The following is a 19255-nucleotide window of genomic DNA, read 5'->3' on the forward strand; positions in this document are numbered from 1 at the left end:
GAAAGTCCATCCCGACAGACGCCCCGGAAAAAAGGGCGAGCTCATGGTGCGCGCACGGCACGCGAACGGGAGTCCTTCCCCGGACACCCCGCCGGTGAATGAATATGCTGGCCGGCAGGTCTCCTGACTGGCGCTTCATCGCCGTGCTTCGGCCTTCCCGGGGTGACCCAGTGGCAAACAGGAAGCAGGGCTCAGCGCCTACAGTTGCGGGGACAGTTCCCTTTCAGCGCGCAGCACGCGCCTGGGGATTCCCTATTAATTCCGAGCGGAAACCGGCGGCGGGGATACTAAACGATTCGGTGGGGAGAGGCGAATGCAGCGACAGTGTGCCGGAGATGTATTGACACCTCGCAGTAACTGGACGGACGCAACACCTGTGGGAGTGGGCTTGCTCACGAAGAGGCCAGCACATCCGCTAAATCTTCTGCGGCTGGAATGCAGTCTTCGCGAGCGAGCTCGCTCCCACAAGGTATGTGTTTGCAGCGCCATCGGCGTGAGCTCAACACCACCGGCTTAGAGCTTAAACGGCCAACCCACGATCTTCTTCGGCCGTGGCGTCGCATAGGTCCGCACTTTCGAGGTCTTCAACCCCAGACGCACCAGTGATTCCGCCAGTGCCACCGCAGCGGTCACGCCATCCACCACGGGCACGCCGGCGCGGTCACGGATGAGTTGATCCAGGCCGGCCATGCCGCCGCAGCCCAGGCAAATCACCTCGGCCTTGTCCCGATTCACCGCTTCGATGGCCTGCTCGACAATGGCCTCGACCGCACGCTCCGGCGATGCCTCCAGCTCCAGCACGCTCATGCCGCTGGCCCGCACCGATGCGCAGCGCTCGTACACCCCGGCCAGCTTCAGGCGGTCTTCGATCAGCGGCACGGTGCGGTCCAGTGTCGTCACAACGGCGTATTTGTGCCCCAACAACATCGCCAGGCTGGCCGCCGCTTCGGTGATGTCCACCACCGGCACATCGAGCAATTCCTGCAAACCCTCGCGGCCATGCTCGCCGTAGCCGGCTTGAATCACCGCGTCATAAGGCCCTTCGTAGGACATCACCCGGTCCATCACCGCGATGGCCGCCAGGTAGCTTTCGAAATTGCCTTCCACCGACTCGGCGCCGAAGCGCGGGGTCAGGCCGATGATCTCGGTGCCAGGCGAGGCCACGCTGCGGGCCTGCTCGGCAATGGTCTCGGTCATGGATTCGGTGGTGTTGACGTTGACGATCAGAATTCGCATGGACAGATCTCGCGCAGAAAACAAGGCCGGGCGTCTGGCCCGGCGTCGTTGCCCACGATATCAGTCTTTCATCGGCACGGGCGCCTGCAGGGCGATGAAGCCCTGATCGCGCATGGCCTGCCAGAAACCGTCAGGCACCTGTGCGTTAAGCGCGGTGACGTCCTCGATGATCCGCGAAGGGCGGCTGGCACCCGGAATCACCGCCGCCACCAGGGGGTTGGCAAGGACGAATTGCAGCGCTGCCGATTTGATGTCGACCTGGTACTGACGGGCGATCTCCTGAATGTGCGCCACCTTGTCGAGCATCGCTGGCGACGCTTCCTGGTACTCGAAATGCTTGCCGCCCACCAACACGCCGGAGCTGTAAGGCCCGCCGACGACGAATTCGGCGTTGTGCTGACGGGCCTTGTCGAACAGCCGTTGCAGCGGTTGGTCGTGATCGAGCAGCGAATAACGGCCGGCGAGCAGGAAACCATCGGGCTGGGCTTCTTCCAGATCCAGCGTCAGTTCGCACGGCTCGACGCGGTTGACGCCCAGGCCCCAGGCCTTGATCACGCCTTCTTCGCGCAGGCGGGTGAGGGCGCGGAAAGCGCCAGTGCGGGCGATATTGAAATGCTCGATCCAGGCATCGCCGTGGGCGTCCTGCGCGACGTCGTGGACAAACACGATATCCAGACGATCAGTGTTCAACCGCTCCAGGCTCGCTTCAATGGAACGCAGCGTGGCGTCGGCGGAATAATCGGTGACGATCTTGTTTTTCAGGCCTTCGGCGAACGGGCCGCTGCGGGTCTCGGTATCGATCTCGTCGGAAATCAGCCGGCCGACTTTGGTGCTCAGGGTGTATTGGTCGCGTGGGACGCCGGCGAGGGCCTTGCCCAGGCGCTGCTCGGATAAGCCGGCGCCGTAGATGGGCGCCGTGTCGAAATAGCGAATGCCCTGGTCCCAGGCGGATTGAACGGTGGCCGCTGCTTCCTCCTCGTCGATGGTGCGGAACATGTTGCCCAGCGGTGCGGAGCCGAAGCCGAGGCGGCCGATGATCTTGTCGTGCAGACTCATGGAAGATGTCCTGTGCGGTGGGGCGTGTTGGATGTCGCGCGGTTCATGGCCCGGATCGAGCACGATGAAACCGGCGAAGCTTCTTTACTGACTGTTGATTGCCGCAGGGGTTCTTCGTAATCCGCGGCGGTGGACTTTCACATGCTCGGTGAGCGGCTATCCTCAGTCCATGCAAATCTCGCTATTTGCGGTACCTCACTGGGACCAGCTCCTGCGATTCCTCTGCGGGACCGGCTTCAGCCGGGAAGAGGCCCGTGAGTACGCCATCCATGACCAGCGAGGCCGCCGATGAGCGAGCACATCATTCATTTCCATTGCGGGGTCGATCAGGCCAGCACCGAGCATTTTCGCGATCGCTGCCTCGAAGCCCTCAGCAAGGGCGCGACCGGATTGCTGCTGAATCTGTCGACCGCCGGCGGCAGCACGGCACTGGGATTCACCCTGTACAACTTCCTGAAATCCCTGAAAGTGCCGATCCGCGCGTTGAACAGCGGCAACATCGAATCCATGGGCATCGTCATCTACCTGGCGGCTCAAGAGCGGATCGTCTGCCCCCACTCGCGTTTTCTGATCCATCCCATGAGCTGGTACTTCAATCAGAGCTCGGTAGACCACTCACGCATGCGCGAATACCTGCGCAGCCTGGACAACGACCTGCAGCGCTACGTGAACATCTATCAGAGCGAAACCGTGAGCGCGGTGCACCCGCTGGACATAGGGCGCTGCCTGTCAGCGGAGGAGAAGGTGATCCGCGCTGAAGACTCCCTGGCGTGCGGCATTGCCCATCGTGTCGAGCAATTGCAGTTTGCCGAAGACGCCGTGCACTGGACCGTCAGCGCCAGCTAAGCTCGATCCATTGAACCCGGTCGTTGTCGAGCCCTCTGACTCTATTATTGGCCACATTGAAACGAGAGGTGACTGCCATGCAATCCCATACACCTGACGCTGCACCCGTTCCGCCGCGCCCCGCTCCCCAGCCGGGTGACGAAGAGACAGGATTTGACGCCGACTTGGATCCGGGCAACGAAGACCCGGGTTCGCAGTTTGATCGGGACGCGACGGTGCCGCTGATCGATCCGGATAAATGAGGGGGGAGGATGCCGCTTACACGTGTGCTTGCTATGAGGCGTACATTGCTTTTTTGACTGATGCTCAAACAAAAGAGCGAGAGCCTTGGCCCTCGCTCGCTTCACTCAGCCGCACGTCGTTACGACTTGCCGCCTGAGCCGCCTTTCTTGCCGGTGCCGCTCGCGCCTGCACCCGATTCTTTCTTCATATCGCTTCCGGCATTGCCGCTGCCTGAAGCCTGTCCGCCTTTCTTGCCGGCTTCGGACGCTTTCTCTTTATCGTTCGCAAAATTGCCAGGGTTCGACTTTCCGGTGTTAGCCATGATCGCAGACCTCTTGTTATTGAGAAGGCGAGACAGGTGCCTCGCCTTAACTGTGAGGGGGCGTTCACGCAATGGTTTAACCCGTCGCTTGACTGGCAGACCAACGGCGGTGACGAGTGATACCCGCTGTTACATGTGCACTTCGACGGTCAGCGGCAGGTGATCGGACAGATGGGTCCACGGCCGCGTGCCGAGGATTTTCGGCTGGTGGCTGGTGGCGTTGCGCAGGTAGATGCGGTCCAGACGCAGCATCGGGAAGCGCGCCGGGTAGGTCTTCGCCAGCCGCCCCTGACTGCGCTCGAAGGCCTCATGCAGGTAGCCGCAACGCTGCAGACGCTTGTTGCCCTGAAGCTGCCAGTCGTTGAAGTCGCCGGCGATTACCACCGGGGCATCCTCGGGCAGGGAGTCAAGCAGGTCGCAGAGCAAGTTCAGCTGCAACTGGCGATGGCTTTCCAGCAGGCTGAGGTGCACGCAAATCGCATGGACCTCGGCATGCCCTGGCACTTGCAGCACGCAGTGCAGCAAGCCGCGGCGCTCCGGCCCGGTGATCGAGATGTCCAGATTGCGGTAGTGCAGGATCGGGTATTTGGACAGCAGCGCGTTGCCGTGGTGGCCATCGGGGTAGACCGCGTTGCGGCCGTAGGCGAAGTCCGTCCACATACTGTCGGCGAGAAATTCGTAGTGCGGCGTGTCGGGCCAGTCTTCGTACTTGGCGGCGTGGCGGTCATGGCCGCCGAGGACTTCCTGGAGAAAAACCAGGTCGGCACCGGTGCTGCGCACGGCTTCACGCAACTCCGGCAGGATGAAACGCCGGTTCAGGGCGGTGAAGCCCTTGTGGGTGTTCACGGTCAGCACGCGCAGTTTGTGGACTTCGCGCAACGTGGCCGGGTCCGGAGGGGTAGCGTTCGAGCCAGCGGGATCGGGGGTCACGCCCTCACTCCTGTTCGGGGGATGTGCTATTCGGACCGGGACGCGAGGCGGCAGTTCAGCTTTTAGGTGGGACGGGCTGTGGCCGGGGGATTTCAACAGCGAGTGAGCGCTGTTGCAGAGTCGCCGGCCTCTTCCCGGCTGACGCCGGTCCTACTGAACCAACGCGGGCTCTCTGTAGGACCGGCTTCAGCCGGGAAGCTTTGAGACGCTGCGCTCGCTACACCCGCGTGTCGACCGGCGCCCTGCGCGACAGCACCACCGCCAGCGTCAACGCCGCCACCGACAACAGCGCCGCGAAGAAGAAAATCCAGCCGTAGCCCATGCCCAGCGCCACCGCGCCCATCAGCGGCCCGGCAATGGCCAGGGCCAGGTCGAAGAACACCGCATAGGCGCTGAGCCCCGCGCCGCGACTGCTGTTGGGCACCTGCTTGATGGCTTCCACGCCCAGTGCCGGGTACACCAGCGACAAACCAAAACCGGTCAGCCCCGCGCCGATCAGGGCGAAAGTGGTATCGGGTGCCAGCCACAACAGCAACAGCCCCAGGGTTTCCACCGAGATGCAGACGATCGCCGAGCGGAAGCCGCCGAAGCGGTTGATCGCGTTGATGAACAGCAACCGCGCCAGGATGAAACAAACGCCGAACACCGTCAGGCACCAGGCCGCGCCTTCCCAGCCACGGGCCAGGTAAAACAGGGTGATGAACGTGGTCAGCGTGCCGTAGCCGATGGAGGACAAGGTCAGGCTCAGGCCGAACGGCGCCACCCGGCCGAACACCGAGAAGAACGGCAGGCGCTCGCCGCGCACCACCGGGATCGCCGGCTTGTTGCGGATCAACAACAGTGCCCCGGCGGCCAGCACGAACAGCACCACGCCCAGGCTGGCAAAGCCCAGCGCGCCGACCATCACCACCCCCAGCGGCGCGCCGATCGCAATGGCGCCGTAGGACGCGATGCCGTTCCACGAGATCGAGCGGGCGGTGTGCTCCGAACCGACCTGGCCGATGCACCAGCTGATGGTGCCGACGCCGATCAAGCCCTGGGACGCACCGAGGAACAGGCGAGCGATGATCAGGATGGTCAGACTGACTCCGGCGAAACGCTCCAGAAGGATTGCTGCCAACGTCAGCACGCCGCTCAACGCGATGCCCGACAGCCCGTAAACGATGGCGCGCTTGGTGCCGATGGTGTCGCAGATGCGTCCCGCCACCGGACGACTCAACAGCGTCGCCAGGTACTGGGCGCCGATCACCAGCCCCGCGACCACCGCGCTGAAGCCCAACTGGTTGTGCACGTAGCCGGGCATCACCGCGATGGGCAGGCCGATGCACAGGAAGGCGATGAAGGTGTAGACGACGATGGAGACGATTTGCAGCGTGATCGCCATCGAACTGGCGTCATGGGTGGGGGAATGGGCAGGCGCATCGGGCGGCAGGGCGGCAGACATGGGGACTCTTCGCTGGAGCGGTGGGAGTGCCGCATCATCGCCCGTGGTGTCAGGAAATGAAAGCTGGCTAACGGTTTTTCTCCAGAATCAGAGGACACCCGGACTCGCCCTTTCCCGGCTAAAGCCGGTCCTGCGAGTGTTTGCATTTGCCTTCGTAGGACCGGCTTTAGCCGGGAAAGCGTCGGATGTCACACCGCAGGATCGGGGGCGCCTGGCCTGGCGTCTTCCCGGCTGAAGCCGGTCCCACTGTCACAAAAAAGCCCCGTCACGATGGACGGGGCTTCTTGTTTTCAGCATGGCTCTGTCAGTGCATGACCCTGATCAGAACGCGACGCCCTGGCTGCGCAGGTAATCGTCGTAGGTGCCGCTGAAGTCGGTCACGCCACTTGGGCTCAACTCGATGATGCGGGTGGCCAGGGACGAGACGAACTCGCGGTCGTGGCTGACGAAGATCAGCGTGCCCGGGTAGTTCTCCAGCGCCAGGTTCAGCGCCTCGATCGACTCCATGTCCAGGTGGTTGGTCGGTTCGTCCATGATCAGCACGTTCGGCTTCTGCAGGATCAGCTTGCCGAACAGCATGCGGCCTTGCTCACCACCGGAAATGACCTTGACCGACTTGAGGATCTCGTCGTTGGAGAACAGCATCCGGCCCAGGGTGCCACGAATGACTTGCTCACCTTGGGTCCATTGCCCCATCCAGTCGAACAGGGTGACATCGTCTTCGAAGTCGTGGGCGTGGTCCTGGGCGTAGTAACCCAGCTCCGCCGCATCGGTCCACTTGATCGTGCCGGCATCCGGGGTCAGCTCATTGACCAGGGTGCGCAGCAGAGTGGTTTTACCGATACCGTTCGGGCCGATGATCGCAACGCGCTCGCCGGCTTCAACCTGGAAGCTGAAGTTCTTGAACAGCGTCTTGCCGTCGAAGCCTTTGGCCATTTGGTCAATGATGACCGCCTGACGGTGCAGCTTCTTGTTCTGATCGAAGCGGATGAACGGGCTGACGCGGCTCGACGGCTTGACCTCGGCCAGCTGGATCTTGTCGATCGCCTTGGCGCGGGACGTGGCCTGCTTGGCTTTCGAGGCGTTGGCCGAGAAGCGGCTGACGAACGACTGCAACTCGGAGATCTGGGCTTTCTTCTTGGCGTTGTCCGACAGCAACTGCTCGCGGGACTGGGTCGCCACGGTCATGTACTCGTCGTAGTTGCCCGGGAACAGACGCAGCTCGCCGTAATCCAGGTCAGCCATGTGGGTGCACACGCTGTTGAGGAAGTGACGGTCGTGAGAAATGATGATCATCAGGCTGGAACGCTGGGTCAGGATGTTTTCCAGCCAGCGAATGGTGTTGATGTCCAGGTGGTTGGTCGGTTCGTCGAGCAACAGCACTTCAGGATCGGAGAACAATGCCTGAGCCAGCAATACGCGCAGCTTCCAGCCCGGCGACACTTCGCTCATCGGCCCGTTGTGCTGCTCGATGCCAATGCCCAGACCGAGCAACAGCTCACCGGCACGGGATTCGGCGGTGTAGCCGTCCATTTCAGCGAATTCGGTTTCCAGCTCGGCGACAGCCATGCCGTCTTCTTCGGTCATTTCCGGCAGGGAGTAGATGCGATCGCGCTCGGCCTTGACCTTCCACAGCTCTTCGTGACCCATGATCACGGTGTCGATGACGGTGAAGTCTTCGTAGGCGAACTGGTCCTGGCGCAATTTACCCAGACGCACGTTCGGCTCAAGCATCACCTGGCCGCCAGACGGCTCCAGATCGCCGCCGAGGATCTTCATGAAGGTGGACTTGCCACAGCCATTGGCGCCGATGAGGCCATAGCGATTGCCACCGCCGAATTTGACCGAAACGTTCTCGAACAGCGGCTTGGCGCCAAACTGCATGGTGATGTTAGCTGTGGAAATCAATTACCTTACCTATCAATGGGTTGCGGGTTGCTGGATGTGACCTTGGGTCAATCCTGGGGCATTTCTGAGTTTTCCATTTCCCCCCAATCACCGCTGGAGCTGAGCCAGCGCGCATATGTCGAGAGCAGCATCTGGACGGGGCGTCCGAGCTGTTGGGCGATAAAGGAGGGATTCGTTCCAGACATTGCGCGTAGTGTCGCATAAGTATGACGACAGTTGTATGGCGGACTCTGGAACAAATGTCTGAAGGACCTGTCAGCTGAATGCGTAAAGGTGGCTCTACGCTGGGCTCTGTACTGGCTAGAGTCGCTTGAATCTCCCTGTGATCATTTCTGGAATCGACTATGTTGAATAAATGGAATTTGCCTGCCGTGACGAACCGATCGCTAAAAAAAGGCGCGCTGAATCTCACATTGAGCCTGGCCGTGTCAATGACCGTTGGCGTCACGGCCGCTCTGGCCGCCTCACCGCCAGAGGCGCAGAGCAGTTACACCGCCCAGCAGGCCTCGATGTTAGGGGGCAAGCTTTCAGTCAACGTACCGGCGGGGTTTGTCAAAGATCCTGCGCCAATCGACCCTAGAGCGACTGCCATGGGCATGACCGGCGCCAACTACCTCAACAAAGCAGAAAAAAGCGTGCTGATCACCGGGCAGGTTCCCCTTGCGACAGCCGTCGATTCCGACAACGACGAAACCGCCTTGAACGGTCTACTGACCGGCACGGCGCTGCAACAACGTACCGATTACCAAAACTATAAAAAACTTGGGGAAAAAAGCATCGTTAAAGCCAGTGGGTTGGGCTTGCGTCAGCTCGATGCCTCTTTCAGTGCGGGTGGTAAGCCGATGCTCGCGACTACCGTGGCCGCTGCCTCTGGTACACAGTCCGCAGTCGTAACAGTGATTACCAACGCGGACAACCCGAAAGGCCACTCTGCACTTGTGAAGACTGTTACCGGCGAGTGAGTAAAAGCTATCGCTGGCGCTCAGGGACTACGACGCCACGTCACCGATGAGGTGACGTGGCCTGATGAAGGTGGCTAAGCGTGAGCGGCCCTGACGCCGCTCCCGAATTGCATCACCTGATCAAGCGTGCTCGACCTGCGTCCTGACCTTGTTCACCGTGGAGTAATGGGAGAACACGATGCAGCCGATCAGTCGGGAGAACAGCCCAAGGGTTTCGACGAGGTCGGGGTTCTCGAAGGTGCTGGCCTTGGAGTCGAGCAGGCACAGCGCGCCGAAGAGTTGGCCGTCGGGCAGGGAGATCGGTACGCCGATGTAGCTTTCGATGGCGTAACGCTTGACCACCGGGCGACCCGCATAGTGCTCGCTTTTGCTGATGCTGGGGATGATCAGCGCCTTCGGGTTTTCGATCAGCTCGTTACACAGTGTTGATTCCAGCTCCAGGACTTCGCCTTCCTGGATACCGATGTGAATCTCGTCATAGACCGCGCAGGCGACCCACTCGGCATCGGTGAACTTGGCGATGCCCGCAAAACGCATGCCGGTCAGCCGGGTCACGAGTCTGAGGATGTTCGTCGTGGCCTCAACCTCGGCGATCGCCGAACGCTCGGCAATGGTCAGCAAATCCGGGCAGAGCAGGGAATCCAAAGCCATTGTCGGCTCCATATCGATGTGTAGTGGCGTACCGGCCGGGGCATGTACGTCGCGCAGATTAGCATCTTGTGCTGCACCCGTATCCTCCCCCTCGGCTCTCTGCGACCATTTGCCATGGGGCCGATCGTCGAAAAGATGCAGCCGAGGCCGTCAGAGCTGGTGGGTAAACCGCTGCACCGCCCCCACGACCTGCCGCGCGCCCTCCTGAATTTCCACGATCACGCTGCCCGCCTGGTTGGCCAGCGACAGGCCCTGTTCGGCCTGAACCCGCGTGCTGCCCATGTCCTTGACCACGTCATCCACCAGTTTCTGGTTCTGTTGCACCACCGCGACAATTTCCTCGGTGGCCGTGCTGGTGCGCCCGGCCAACTGACGCACTTCATCCGCCACGACGGCAAAGCCACGCCCTTGTTCACCGGCGCGGGCCGCTTCGATGGCGGCATTGAGCGCCAGCAAGTTGGTCTGCTGGGCGATGCCACCGATGGTTTGCACGATGGTGCTGATCAGCAGCGATTGCTTGCCCAGCGCTTCCATGCCATGGGAGGCGGAAAGCATCTGGTCGGCAATGCCGTTCATGGTTTCCACAGTGTTGTTGATCACCGCTGCTCCACGCTGGGCCGAGACATCGGTGCGCTGGGAGATTTCGAAGGCAGTGCCCGCCGCGACGCTGATTTCCGCTTCGCGATGTACCTGATCAGTAATGACAGTGGCGAATTTCACCACTTTGTAAAGTTTGCCCTGCGTGTCGTGGACCGGGTTGTACGTCGCTTCCAGCCAGACTTCATCGCCACGGCTGTTCAAGCGTTTGAACCGGTCTGCCACGAACTCACCGTTGTTCAGGCGTTTCCAGAACGCTTTGTAGTCTTCGGTGGCGGCGAATTTCGGATCACAGAACAGGCTGTGGTGCTTGCCGAGAATCTGATCCTGGCTGTAGCCCATTTCCTGGAGGAAGGACTGGTTAGCCTTCAGCACGTGGCCGCCGAGGTCGAATTCGATGACCGCTGTCGACCGCAGCAGGGCGTTGATGAACGACTCGTTTTCCCGGGCCTTGTTGACTTCGGCGGTGACGTTGGTGGCCAGACATTTGAAGGCGACGAGGCGACCTTGCTCATCTTTCAACGGCGACCAGGTGGCGTGAAGCCAGATCAGCGAACCGCCTTTGCTGACGAAGCGGTAGTCGTCGGTCACTGCCGTGCCGCTGGTGGCTGCGGCCTTGAAGTTGCGAAAGCATGGCATGGTCGCCACGTAGGAAGGGATAAATGCCGCCATGGGGTTGCCGACCAGTTCATCGTGGGAGTAACCGATTGCTGCGCAGAACTTGCTGTTGGCGTCCGTGATGCGCAGGTCGGAATCCACCGTCAGCGACAGCATCTCCTGCATGAGGGCGTCATGAAAATTTTTGAGCGTGACCAGCTCCGAGCTTAGTGTGGCCACCTGCTTTTTGACTTTGGAATTAAACATCTGCCGCTCCTTGGATATCCTCTGCTTGATGTCGGCGTTCGTATGCCGAAATTAAGCCCGGTCGTCAGAATGTGTATAGATCATGCGTGGATAAAAGGAGGGCGCTGACAAGGAATTCCGGACAAGAAAAAGCCCGCGATGGGGGGTGCGGGCTTAAAGTCAGTCTTGGAGGAGCAATTGAAGACTACCGCCCTCAATGTGAAAAACCTGTGAACACCTCTCAACAACAGTTAATAAATAGCGTTGGTCAGAAAAGCCTTCACGATGGACTTCGCAGAAGGCCTGACTTTCTGGCTGCCCAGCTCTTCAGTGGTAAACCACTTGCAGTCGGCAATTTCATTATGGGGGGCAGGGGTGGCGATCATCGTCACCGACACTTCGAACACGTGGTGCAACACAGTGCCGCCTTCAAACCGGGTGATGTACGCCAGGTCTTCCAGGATCAGTCCGGTCTCTTCACGTAGTTCTCGCGCAGCCGCCTGCGCGGGCGATTCATCGGCTTCGACCTTGCCGCCCGGCAGGTTCCAGCGAGCTTTGGATTTGCGCACGTAGAGGATCTGATTGTCCCTGCGGCAAATGACTGTGGCTCGTTCTTTCATTGGCGTTCCTCCACCGTACAACCCGTAAAAGCGCCTGCCGTCCGTGCATGTTCACGCGGTTGTCATAAAAGCTTCATAAAGACGTTTGAAGCAGTAACGGTGCCAATGTTCCCTTGACCTCCACATAAATCGGCCGGTCACAGCAAAACCATAGCTGGAATGGGGGGAGATTTTCGTCAACCCGCCCGGCGGCGTGTTGTAGCGGCCTGGGCTGGACCCAGCACAGCCCAAAGTGCCACTACTGAAGTGGCGCGATGCTTAGGGGTCACACCAAGGCGATCGTGCCCTTGGCGCGATGAACGGTCGGCGGAGGTGAGACGTGATGCGCGTTTCTGGCGCGGCCCGCACACCGATGGGGCCCAATGCTCACTGCGTGGGGTGATCCGTAGCGCTGAATTCTCTCGGCCCGCGCCAGGTTTCGACCTGCACGCACTTGGCTCTGCACCCATGTGATTGAAAACACCGGTGATTCTTGCGCCTTCTTTTACTGCCCGAGTCTGTGGCACACTTTCTGCTGTCTATTCCGTTGTGGCAAACAGTGTTCCGCTATAGCGGAATAAATACAACCGGCGGAGTTTCTCTCATGTGGCGCGGATCCCTTTCTTTGAAAGCTTGTGCACTGGCCCTGATAACAGCAGCGACGTTTGCGACGACGGCGTACGCCGCTGACAGCAAGCTCGACAGCGTTCTGCAACGTGGCCATCTGATCGTGGGTACGGGGAGCACCAATGCCCCTTGGCACTTCCAGGGTGCAGACGGCAAGTTGCAGGGTTTTGATATCGACATCGCGCGGATCGTCGCAAAGGGCCTGTTCAATGACCCGAGCAAAGTCGAGTTCGTCGTGCAGTCTTCCGACGCGCGCATCCCGAACCTGCTGACCGACAAAGTCGACATGAGCTGCCAGTTCATCACCGTCACCGCCAGCCGCGCCCAGCAGGTGGCCTTCACCCTGCCTTACTACCGCGAAGGCGTCGCGCTGTTGCTGCCGACCAACAGCAAGTACAAGGAAATCGATGACCTGAAAGGCGCCGGCGATGGCGTCACCGTTGCCGTGCTGCAAAACGTCTACGCCGAAGAGCTCGTGCATCAGGCGCTGCCCAAGGCGAAGGTTGATCAGTACGACAGCGTCGATCTGATGTACCAGGCCATCAACTCCGGTCGTGCCGATGCGGCGGCCACCGATCAGTCGTCGGTGAAATACCTGATGGTGCAGAACCCCGGTCGCTATCGCTCGCCCGCGTTCGCCTGGAGCCCGCAGACCTACGCCTGCGCCGTGAAGCGTGGTGATCAGGACTGGCTGAACTTCGTCAACACCGCCCTGCATGAAGCCATGACCGGGGTCGAGTTCCCGATGTATGCCGAGTCGTTCAAGAAGTGGTTCGGCGTGGACCTGCCGACCCCTGCGATCGGTTTCCCGATGGAATACAAATAACCCGCGCCGCTTGCGTCGCCCACTGAAGCGGGCGAGGACGGCCGTGGTGCCGTCCCGCCCCAGGTACTGCTGACCATGAATTATCAGCTGAATTTTGCAGCGGTCTGGCGGGATTTCCCCAGTCTGCTGGCGGGGCTGGGGCTCGGCCTGGAACTGGCCCTGATCTCCATCGCCATCGGATGCGTGATCGGCATGATGGCCGCGTTTGCGATGCTGTCGCGCTATCGGGCCCTGCGCATCGTGGCGTCGGTTTACGTCACCGTGGTGCGCAACACGCCGATTCTGGTGCTGATCCTGTTGATCTACTTCGCCTTGCCCGGGCTCGGTATTCGTCTGGACAAGATCCCGTCGTTCATCATCACCCTATCGCTGTATGCCGGGGCGTACCTGACCGAGGTGTTCCGTGCAGGGCTGCTGAGCATTCACAAGGGCCAGCGCGAAGCAGGGCTGGCGATCGGCCTCGGCGAATGGCAGGTGCGTGCGTACATTGTGGTCCCGGTGATGCTGCGCAATGTGCTGCCGGCACTGTCGAACAACTTCATTTCGCTGTTCAAGGACACGTCCCTGGCCGCCGCCATCGCGGTGCCGGAACTGACCTATTACGCGCGCAAGATCAACGTCGAGAGCTACCGGGTGATTGAAACCTGGCTGGTGACCACGGCCCTGTACGTCGCGGCCTGTTACCTCATTGCCATGCTGCTGCGTTACCTCGAGCAGCGTCTGGCGATTCGCCGCTAGGAGGCCAGGACCATGTACGAACAACCCAGTTGGTTGCATGAATTGTGGATCGCCCGAGAGGCGCTGTGGGCAGGGTTTCTCACCAGCGTGCAGTGCGCGGGACTGGCGATCGTGTTCGGCACTGTGATCGGCGTGTTTGCCGGGCTGATCCTGACCTACGGCAAATGGTGGGCGCGCCTGCCGTTTCGCGCCTACGTGGATCTGATTCGCGGCACGCCCGTGTTTGTCCTGGTGCTGGCCTGCTTTTACATGGCGCCGGCGCTGGGCTGGCAGATCGGCGCGTTCCAGGCCGGTGCGCTGGGGCTGACGCTGTTTTGCGGTTCCCATGTCGCCGAGATCGTGCGCGGTGCCTTGCAGGCCATCCCGCGCGGGCAACTGGAAGCCGGCAAGGCCATCGGCCTGACGTTCGGTCAGTCCCTCAGTTATGTGCTGTTGCCTCAAGCGCTGCGGCAGATATTGCCGACCTGGGTCAATTCGTCGACGGAGATCGTCAAGGCCTCGACCCTGCTGTCGGTGATCGGCGTGGCCGAGCTGCTGCTCAGCACCCAGCAGGTCATCGCGCGCAACTTCATGACCCTTGAGTTTTACCTGTTCGCCGGCTTTCTCTTCTTCGTCATCAACTACGCCATCGAGCTTCTTGGGCGGCAAATCGAAAAACGGGTGGCCTTGCCATGACACAGACTCAAACCGCACCTGCCGCCCCGGCTCTGTTGAGCATCGAAGGGCTGCACAAATCCTATGGCCCGGTTGAAGTGCTCAAGGGCGTCGACCTGACGATGAACAAAGGCAACGTGGTGACGCTGATCGGCTCCAGCGGCTCGGGCAAAACCACGCTGTTGCGTTGCGTCAATCTGCTGGAAGAATTTCAGGGCGGGCACATTCGTCTCGAAGGTCAGGACATCGGCTACAGCGACGTCAGTGGCAAGCGCGTGCGTCATCCGGAAAAACTCATCGCGCAGCACCGGGCGATGACCGGCATGGCGTTTCAGCAGTTCAACCTGTTCCCGCACTTGACCGCGCTGCAGAACGTTACCCTCGGCCTGCTCAAAGTAAAAAAGCTGCCCAAGGACCAGGCCGTTGCGCTGGCCGAAAAGTGGCTGGAGCGCGTGGGCCTGCTGGAGCGGCGCAATCACTTTCCCGGCCAGTTGTCCGGCGGCCAGCAGCAGCGCGTGGCGATTGCCCGCGCCATTGCCATGAACCCGAGCCTGATGCTGTTCGACGAGGTTACGTCGGCATTGGACCCGGAGCTGGTGGGCGAGGTGCTCAGCGTGATCAAGGGCCTGGCGGAAGAGGGCATGACCATGCTGCTGGTGACCCACGAGATGCGCTTCGCTTACGAGGTGTCCGATCAGATCGTGTTCATGAACCAGGGCCGCATCGAAGAGCAGGGCCCGCCCAAGGCCTTATTCGAACAACCCAAGTCAGCGCGTCTGGCTGAATTTCTCAAGAACATTCGTTTTTAAGACGCTCAATCAAAGGAGATTTTCATGAGCATTACTCGTTACGGTGCTGGCAGCACCGCAGGTGGCGGCCAGCCACGTCCATTCGCCCGCGCCGTCGAAGCCGATGGCTGGCTGCATGTGTCGGGGCAGGTGCCGGCCGAAAACGGTGAGATCATCAACGGCGGGATCGTCGAGCAGACCCATAAAACCATGCAGAACCTGGTGGCCATCCTGACCGAGGCCGGTTACGGCCTGGAAGACGTGGTGCGCGTTGGCGTGTGGCTGGAAGACCCCCGTGATTTCTGGAGCTTCAACAAGGTCTTCGGCGAGTACTTCTCCCCGGAACATGCCCCGGCCCGCGCCTGCGTGCAGGCCAACATGATGGTCGACTGCAAGGTCGAGATCGATTGCATTGCCTACAAGAAAAAGTAAGGAGCAGCGGCAAGCTTTAAGCTGCAAGCTGCAAGTCGGTAGAGCGCTGATGCAACACGTGCCGCTTGAAGCTTGCAGCTCAATTGCCTACCCCATTTTTAAAGGCTGAAGGCGCTTTTTGCATCCGCGCCCTTTAGCCTGGAGCTGCTCTTATGACCGAAGACATCAAACGCCGGGCCCGTGGTTTAGACCGAGCGTTCGATATTCTCGATTTTCTCAAGGAAACCGGCACGCCGATGCGGCCCAACGAGATCGCCAGCGGCATCGGCAGCCCGAAATCGACGGTCTATGAGCTGGTCAGTTCGCTGCTGGAGCGGCGCATCCTCGAGACCGTCGGCAAGGATGGCCATGTGTACCTGGGCCGGCAGTTGTACTTCCTTGGGCAGGCGCATCTGCGTCACTTCGACTTCACTCGCGAGGCCGAAGTCAGCTTGGGTGAAATCGTCGAGCAGACCCGGGAAACCGCGCAGATGTGCCTGCTCAACGGCCGCAAATACACCGTCGCGCTGATGAAAGAAGGCGCGCGGCATTTTCGTATTTCGTCGGACATCGGCGAGGACGCGCCGATCCCGTGGACCGCCTCGGGGCGGCTGCTGCTCGGGCACCTCACCGATCAGGCGATCATCGACCTGATCGACGACGAGGACTTCATCCTTCCGGACGGCCAGCGCCTGCCGATCGAGACGTTTCTCGCCGAGATCCGCAAGGCCCACGACGACGGCTTCTTTTCCTTCGACAGCATCGCCGACACATTCACCCATTGCTTCGCCGCGCCGGTGCGGGACAAACAGGGCATCTGCATCGCGACCCTGTGCATTGTCGCCCCGCGCGCCGACGCCACTGCCCACTACGATCATTACCGGCGCGTGTTGATCGACAGCGCCAACGGTCTGGCCCGGCGCGTCATCGAATAACGTTGGCCTTACGTACACTCGAACAAAAAATTCAGGAGAACAGAGATGAGCATTGCCGCGATTGAAAAAGGCGCCACGCAACCCGGCGACCACCTGGTGCGCGACGTCAGCCTGCCCGCGCTGGTGATCCACGACACGGCGCTGGAGCACAACCTGCGCTGGATGCAGAAGTTCGTGAGTGACAGCGGCGCCGAGCTCGCGCCCCACGGCAAGACCAGCATGGTCCCGGCGCTGTTTCTGCGGCAGTTGCAGCACGGCGCGTGGGGCATGACCCTCGCCACGGCGGTGCAGACCCGCGCGGCCTACGCCCACGGCGTGCGTCGCGTGCTGATGGCCAACCAGCTGGTCGGCGCGCCGAACATGGCGATCATCGCCGAGATGCTCACTGACTCCATGTTCGACTTTCACTGCATGGTCGATCATCCGGACAACGTCAAGGCGCTGGGCGAGTTCTTCGCCGCCAGGGGCCTGAACTTGAATGTGATGATCGAGTACGGCGTGGTCGGTGGACGTTGCGGCTGCCGCAGTGAAGCCGAGGTCATGACCCTGGCCGACGCCATCGCTGCACAACCGGCGCTGAAGCTGACCGGGATCGAAGGCTACGAAGGCGTGATTCATGGTGACCAAGCGGTGAGCGGCATTCGCGCGTTCGCCACGTCGCTGGTGCGGCTGGCCGTGACGCTGCAGGACAAGGGCGCGTTTGCGCTGGATCGCCCGATCGTCACAGCCTCGGGCTCGGCCTGGTACGACCTGATCGCCGAAGAATTCGACAAACAGCAGGTGCGCGAGCGTTTCCTGAGCGTGTTGCGCCCCGGCAGTTACGTGGTCCACGACCACGGCATCTACAAAGACGCGCAATGCTGCGTGCTCGATCGACGTCACGACCTGAGCGAGGGCTTGCAGCCAGCGATGGAAGTCTGGGCCCATGTGCAATCGATGCCGGAGCCGGGTTTTGCGGTGATCGCCATGGGCAAACGCGACGTGGCGTTCGATGCCGGCATGCCCAACCCGATCAAACGCTATGCGCCGGGGGCGGTGCCGGCGATTGGCGAGGACGTCAGCGCCTGCAAAGTCACTGCTGTGATGGACCAGCACGCGTTCATGACCGTCGCCCCCGGTTGCGAATTGAAAGTGGGCGATATCATTTCGTTCGGCACCTCGCACCCGTGCCTGACCTTCGACAAATGGCGCACGGGTTGCCTGGTGGGTGATGATCTGTGCGTCATCGAATCCTTCGATACCTGCTTCTGACAGGAGTCTGCGATGAGTGAAATGGTCAGTCACAGCTATCCGCGCGTCGCGCTGATCGGCGAATGCATGATCGAGTTGCAACAGCACGCCAACGGCACGCTCAAGCAGAGCTTCGGCGGAGACACGCTGAACACCGCGGTGTACCTGTCGCGCCTGCTGGGTTCGGCGGCGCAGGTGGATTACGTCACGGCGCTGGGCGATTACAGTTTCAGCGACGCCATGTGCCAGGTCTGGAAGGATGAGGGCATTGGTCTGAGTCGGGTGCAGCGTCTGCCGGGGAGGCTGCCGGGGCTGTATTGCATTCAGACCGACGCCAACGGGGAGCGACGTTTTCTCTACTGGCGCAACGAGGCGGCGGTGCGCGAATGCTTCACCACGCCGGCGGCCGAGCCGGTGCTGGCCGCGCTGCCGGATTACGACGTGCTGTATTTCAGCGGCATCACCCTGGCGGTGCTGGGTGAAACGGGCAGGGCGCGGCTGCTCTCGACCCTTGGCGATGCCCGGGACCGAGGGGCGAGGGTGGTGTTCGACAACAATTACCGGCCGCGCTTGTGGCGCAGCGTCGAACAGGCGCGGCAGGCCTATCGCGCGGTCATGCACGAGGTGGATCTGGCGCTGTTGACCGAGGACGACGAGCAGGCGCTGTTCGACTACGCCGACGGCGATCAGATTCTGCAGACCTATCGGGCCATGGGGGTCAGCGAGGTGGTGGTCAAGCGCGGGGCGCAGAGCTGTCTGGTCAGCGTCGATGACCGGCGTTATGAAGTGCCTGCGCATGCCGTGCAGAAAGTCATCGACACCACGGCGGCGGGGGATTCATTCAGCGCCGCGTATCTGGCTCGGCGTTTGCGCGGCGGGGGTCCAAAAGATGCGGCCAACGCCGGGCATCAGTTGGCGAGCCTGGTGATTCAGCACCCGGGCGCTTTGATACCGCGCAGCGTGATGCCGGTCTGAGGCAGGCCGCTGGGTTCGCGCACTCTGTGGGACCGGCTTCAGCCGGGAAGGGGCCAGTCTGATCACCACAAAATTGCAGAGACAGCCCCTCAATCCCGATAAAACACCTGCACCAGGTGATACCCGAATTTGCTTTTGACCGGACCATGCACGGTCCGCAACGGCTTTTTGAAAATCACCTGGTCAATCGCGCCGACCATCTGGCCCGGTCGCACCTCACCCAGATCGCCGCCGCGCTTTCCGCTCGGGCAGGTCGAATACTTCTTCGCCAGCACGTCGAACGCCTCGCCCTTGGCGATGCGCTGCTTCAGTTGCTCGGCTTCTTCAGCGGTCTTGACCAGAATGTGACGGGCTTGGGCTTTCATGATGGTCCGGACGTCTCGATAAAAAAGCCGCGCATTATGCCTTTGCTGCGCGATTTCGGGTAATTTCCCACACCTTGACCGGACGAACGT

At 61.1% G+C, this 19255-nt stretch carries 21 protein-coding genes, 2 pseudogenes and 1 riboswitch; of the genes and pseudogenes, 11 read left to right on the forward strand and 12 right to left on the reverse strand.

The window, feature by feature from the left end; genetic code table 11:
* Window positions 1-96: 96 nt before the first annotated feature.
* A riboswitch (cobalamin riboswitch) is annotated at window positions 97-292 on the reverse strand.
* 221 nt (window positions 293-513) lie between these two features.
* Both AC07VF_RS23140 and AC07VF_RS23145 read right to left on the reverse strand, forming a co-directional pair.
* Entirely contained in the window at window positions 514-1236 is a 723-nt protein-coding gene (locus tag AC07VF_RS23140; RefSeq protein ID WP_192173988.1) for an aspartate/glutamate racemase family protein, read from the reverse strand.
* A gap of 60 nt (window positions 1237-1296) precedes the next feature.
* On the reverse strand, window positions 1297-2292 hold the full coding sequence (locus AC07VF_RS23145; protein WP_192173987.1) for an aldo/keto reductase: 996 nt from the start codon (window positions 2290-2292) through the stop codon (window positions 1297-1299).
* 288 nt (window positions 2293-2580) lie between these two features.
* On the opposite strand from AC07VF_RS23145, the gene AC07VF_RS23150 reads away from it, so the two are divergent.
* A complete protein-coding gene (locus AC07VF_RS23150; RefSeq protein WP_495009998.1) occupies window positions 2581-3138 on the forward strand; it encodes an ATP-dependent Clp protease proteolytic subunit in 558 nt (185 codons plus the stop codon).
* 77 nt (window positions 3139-3215) lie between these two features.
* On the forward strand, window positions 3216-3380 hold the full coding sequence (locus tag AC07VF_RS23155) for a hypothetical protein (RefSeq protein WP_163023126.1): 165 nt from the start codon (window positions 3216-3218) through the stop codon (window positions 3378-3380).
* A 119-nt stretch (window positions 3381-3499) separates the two neighbouring features.
* On the opposite strand, the gene AC07VF_RS23160 is transcribed toward AC07VF_RS23155, so the two are convergent.
* The 5 genes and pseudogenes from AC07VF_RS23160 to AC07VF_RS23180 all read right to left on the reverse strand — a co-directional run.
* Window positions 3500-3682 carry a con-10 family general stress protein gene (locus AC07VF_RS23160; RefSeq protein ID WP_282373580.1) on the reverse strand — a complete coding sequence of 61 codons (183 nt, stop codon included), beginning with the start codon at window positions 3680-3682 and terminating at the stop codon, window positions 3500-3502.
* Between the two features lie 129 nt (window positions 3683-3811).
* On the reverse strand, window positions 3812-4561 hold the full coding sequence (locus tag AC07VF_RS23165) for an endonuclease/exonuclease/phosphatase family protein (protein ID WP_197984053.1): 750 nt from the start codon (window positions 4559-4561) through the stop codon (window positions 3812-3814).
* Between the two features lie 268 nt (window positions 4562-4829).
* Window positions 4830-6056 (reverse strand): MFS transporter, encoded by a 1227-nt coding sequence (locus AC07VF_RS23170; RefSeq protein WP_282373579.1) that lies wholly within the window; start codon window positions 6054-6056, stop codon window positions 4830-4832.
* A 321-nt stretch (window positions 6057-6377) separates the two neighbouring features.
* Entirely contained in the window at window positions 6378-7964 is a 1587-nt protein-coding gene (locus AC07VF_RS23175) for an ABC-F family ATPase (protein WP_463581783.1), read from the reverse strand.
* 47 nt (window positions 7965-8011) lie between these two features.
* A pseudogene (locus AC07VF_RS23180) lies at window positions 8012-8191 on the reverse strand (hypothetical protein); the annotation flags it as partial.
* 117 nt (window positions 8192-8308) lie between these two features.
* Here AC07VF_RS23180 and AC07VF_RS23185 point away from each other — a divergent pair.
* A complete protein-coding gene (locus AC07VF_RS23185; RefSeq protein ID WP_346630457.1) occupies window positions 8309-8926 on the forward strand; it encodes a DcrB/PsbP domain-containing protein in 618 nt (205 codons plus the stop codon).
* Between the two features lie 120 nt (window positions 8927-9046).
* On the opposite strand, the gene AC07VF_RS23190 is transcribed toward AC07VF_RS23185, so the two are convergent.
* The 4 genes and pseudogenes from AC07VF_RS23190 to AC07VF_RS23205 form a co-directional block, all read right to left on the reverse strand.
* Window positions 9047-9577, reverse strand: coding sequence for a GAF domain-containing protein (locus tag AC07VF_RS23190; RefSeq protein ID WP_346630456.1), 531 nt, complete (start codon window positions 9575-9577; stop codon window positions 9047-9049).
* 150 nt (window positions 9578-9727) lie between these two features.
* Entirely contained in the window at window positions 9728-10177 is a 450-nt protein-coding gene (locus tag AC07VF_RS23195) for a methyl-accepting chemotaxis protein (protein ID WP_423571583.1), read from the reverse strand.
* Between the two features lie 84 nt (window positions 10178-10261).
* Window positions 10262-11038: pseudogene (locus AC07VF_RS23200) on the reverse strand (PAS domain-containing protein); the annotation flags it as partial.
* A 230-nt stretch (window positions 11039-11268) separates the two neighbouring features.
* Entirely contained in the window at window positions 11269-11637 is a 369-nt protein-coding gene (locus AC07VF_RS23205) for an NUDIX hydrolase (RefSeq protein ID WP_192173979.1), read from the reverse strand.
* 583 nt (window positions 11638-12220) lie between these two features.
* Between AC07VF_RS23205 and AC07VF_RS23210 the strand changes: the two genes are divergently transcribed.
* From AC07VF_RS23210 to kdgK, 8 genes are all read left to right on the forward strand, one after another.
* Window positions 12221-13069 (forward strand): transporter substrate-binding protein, encoded by an 849-nt coding sequence (locus AC07VF_RS23210; protein ID WP_192173978.1) that lies wholly within the window; start codon window positions 12221-12223, stop codon window positions 13067-13069.
* A gap of 75 nt (window positions 13070-13144) precedes the next feature.
* Window positions 13145-13807, forward strand: coding sequence for an amino acid ABC transporter permease (locus tag AC07VF_RS23215; RefSeq protein ID WP_282372237.1), 663 nt, complete (start codon window positions 13145-13147; stop codon window positions 13805-13807).
* A gap of 12 nt (window positions 13808-13819) precedes the next feature.
* Window positions 13820-14482, forward strand: coding sequence for an amino acid ABC transporter permease (locus tag AC07VF_RS23220; protein WP_282372235.1), 663 nt, complete (start codon window positions 13820-13822; stop codon window positions 14480-14482).
* A complete protein-coding gene (locus AC07VF_RS23225) occupies window positions 14479-15270 on the forward strand; it encodes an amino acid ABC transporter ATP-binding protein (RefSeq protein ID WP_495009997.1) in 792 nt (263 codons plus the stop codon). Before AC07VF_RS23220 ends, AC07VF_RS23225 begins: the two co-directional genes overlap by 4 nt.
* 24 nt (window positions 15271-15294) lie before the next feature.
* Entirely contained in the window at window positions 15295-15681 is a 387-nt protein-coding gene (locus tag AC07VF_RS23230) for a RidA family protein (protein ID WP_074883073.1), read from the forward strand.
* 152 nt (window positions 15682-15833) lie between these two features.
* Window positions 15834-16595, forward strand: coding sequence for an IclR family transcriptional regulator (locus tag AC07VF_RS23235; protein ID WP_495009996.1), 762 nt, complete (start codon window positions 15834-15836; stop codon window positions 16593-16595).
* 45 nt (window positions 16596-16640) lie between these two features.
* Entirely contained in the window at window positions 16641-17846 is a 1206-nt protein-coding gene (locus AC07VF_RS23240; RefSeq protein ID WP_495009995.1) for an amino acid deaminase, read from the forward strand.
* 12 nt (window positions 17847-17858) lie between these two features.
* Complete coding sequence (kdgK, locus tag AC07VF_RS23245) at window positions 17859-18800, forward strand: 2-dehydro-3-deoxygluconokinase (RefSeq protein WP_495009994.1); 942 nt, start codon at window positions 17859-17861, stop codon at window positions 18798-18800.
* 89 nt (window positions 18801-18889) lie between these two features.
* On the opposite strand, the gene AC07VF_RS23250 is transcribed toward kdgK, so the two are convergent.
* A complete protein-coding gene (locus AC07VF_RS23250; RefSeq protein ID WP_037009819.1) occupies window positions 18890-19165 on the reverse strand; it encodes a peptidylprolyl isomerase in 276 nt (91 codons plus the stop codon).
* Window positions 19166-19255 lie beyond the last annotated feature (90 nt).

It is taken from the genome of Pseudomonas sp. GW821-FHT02H06 (assembly GCF_059421525.1).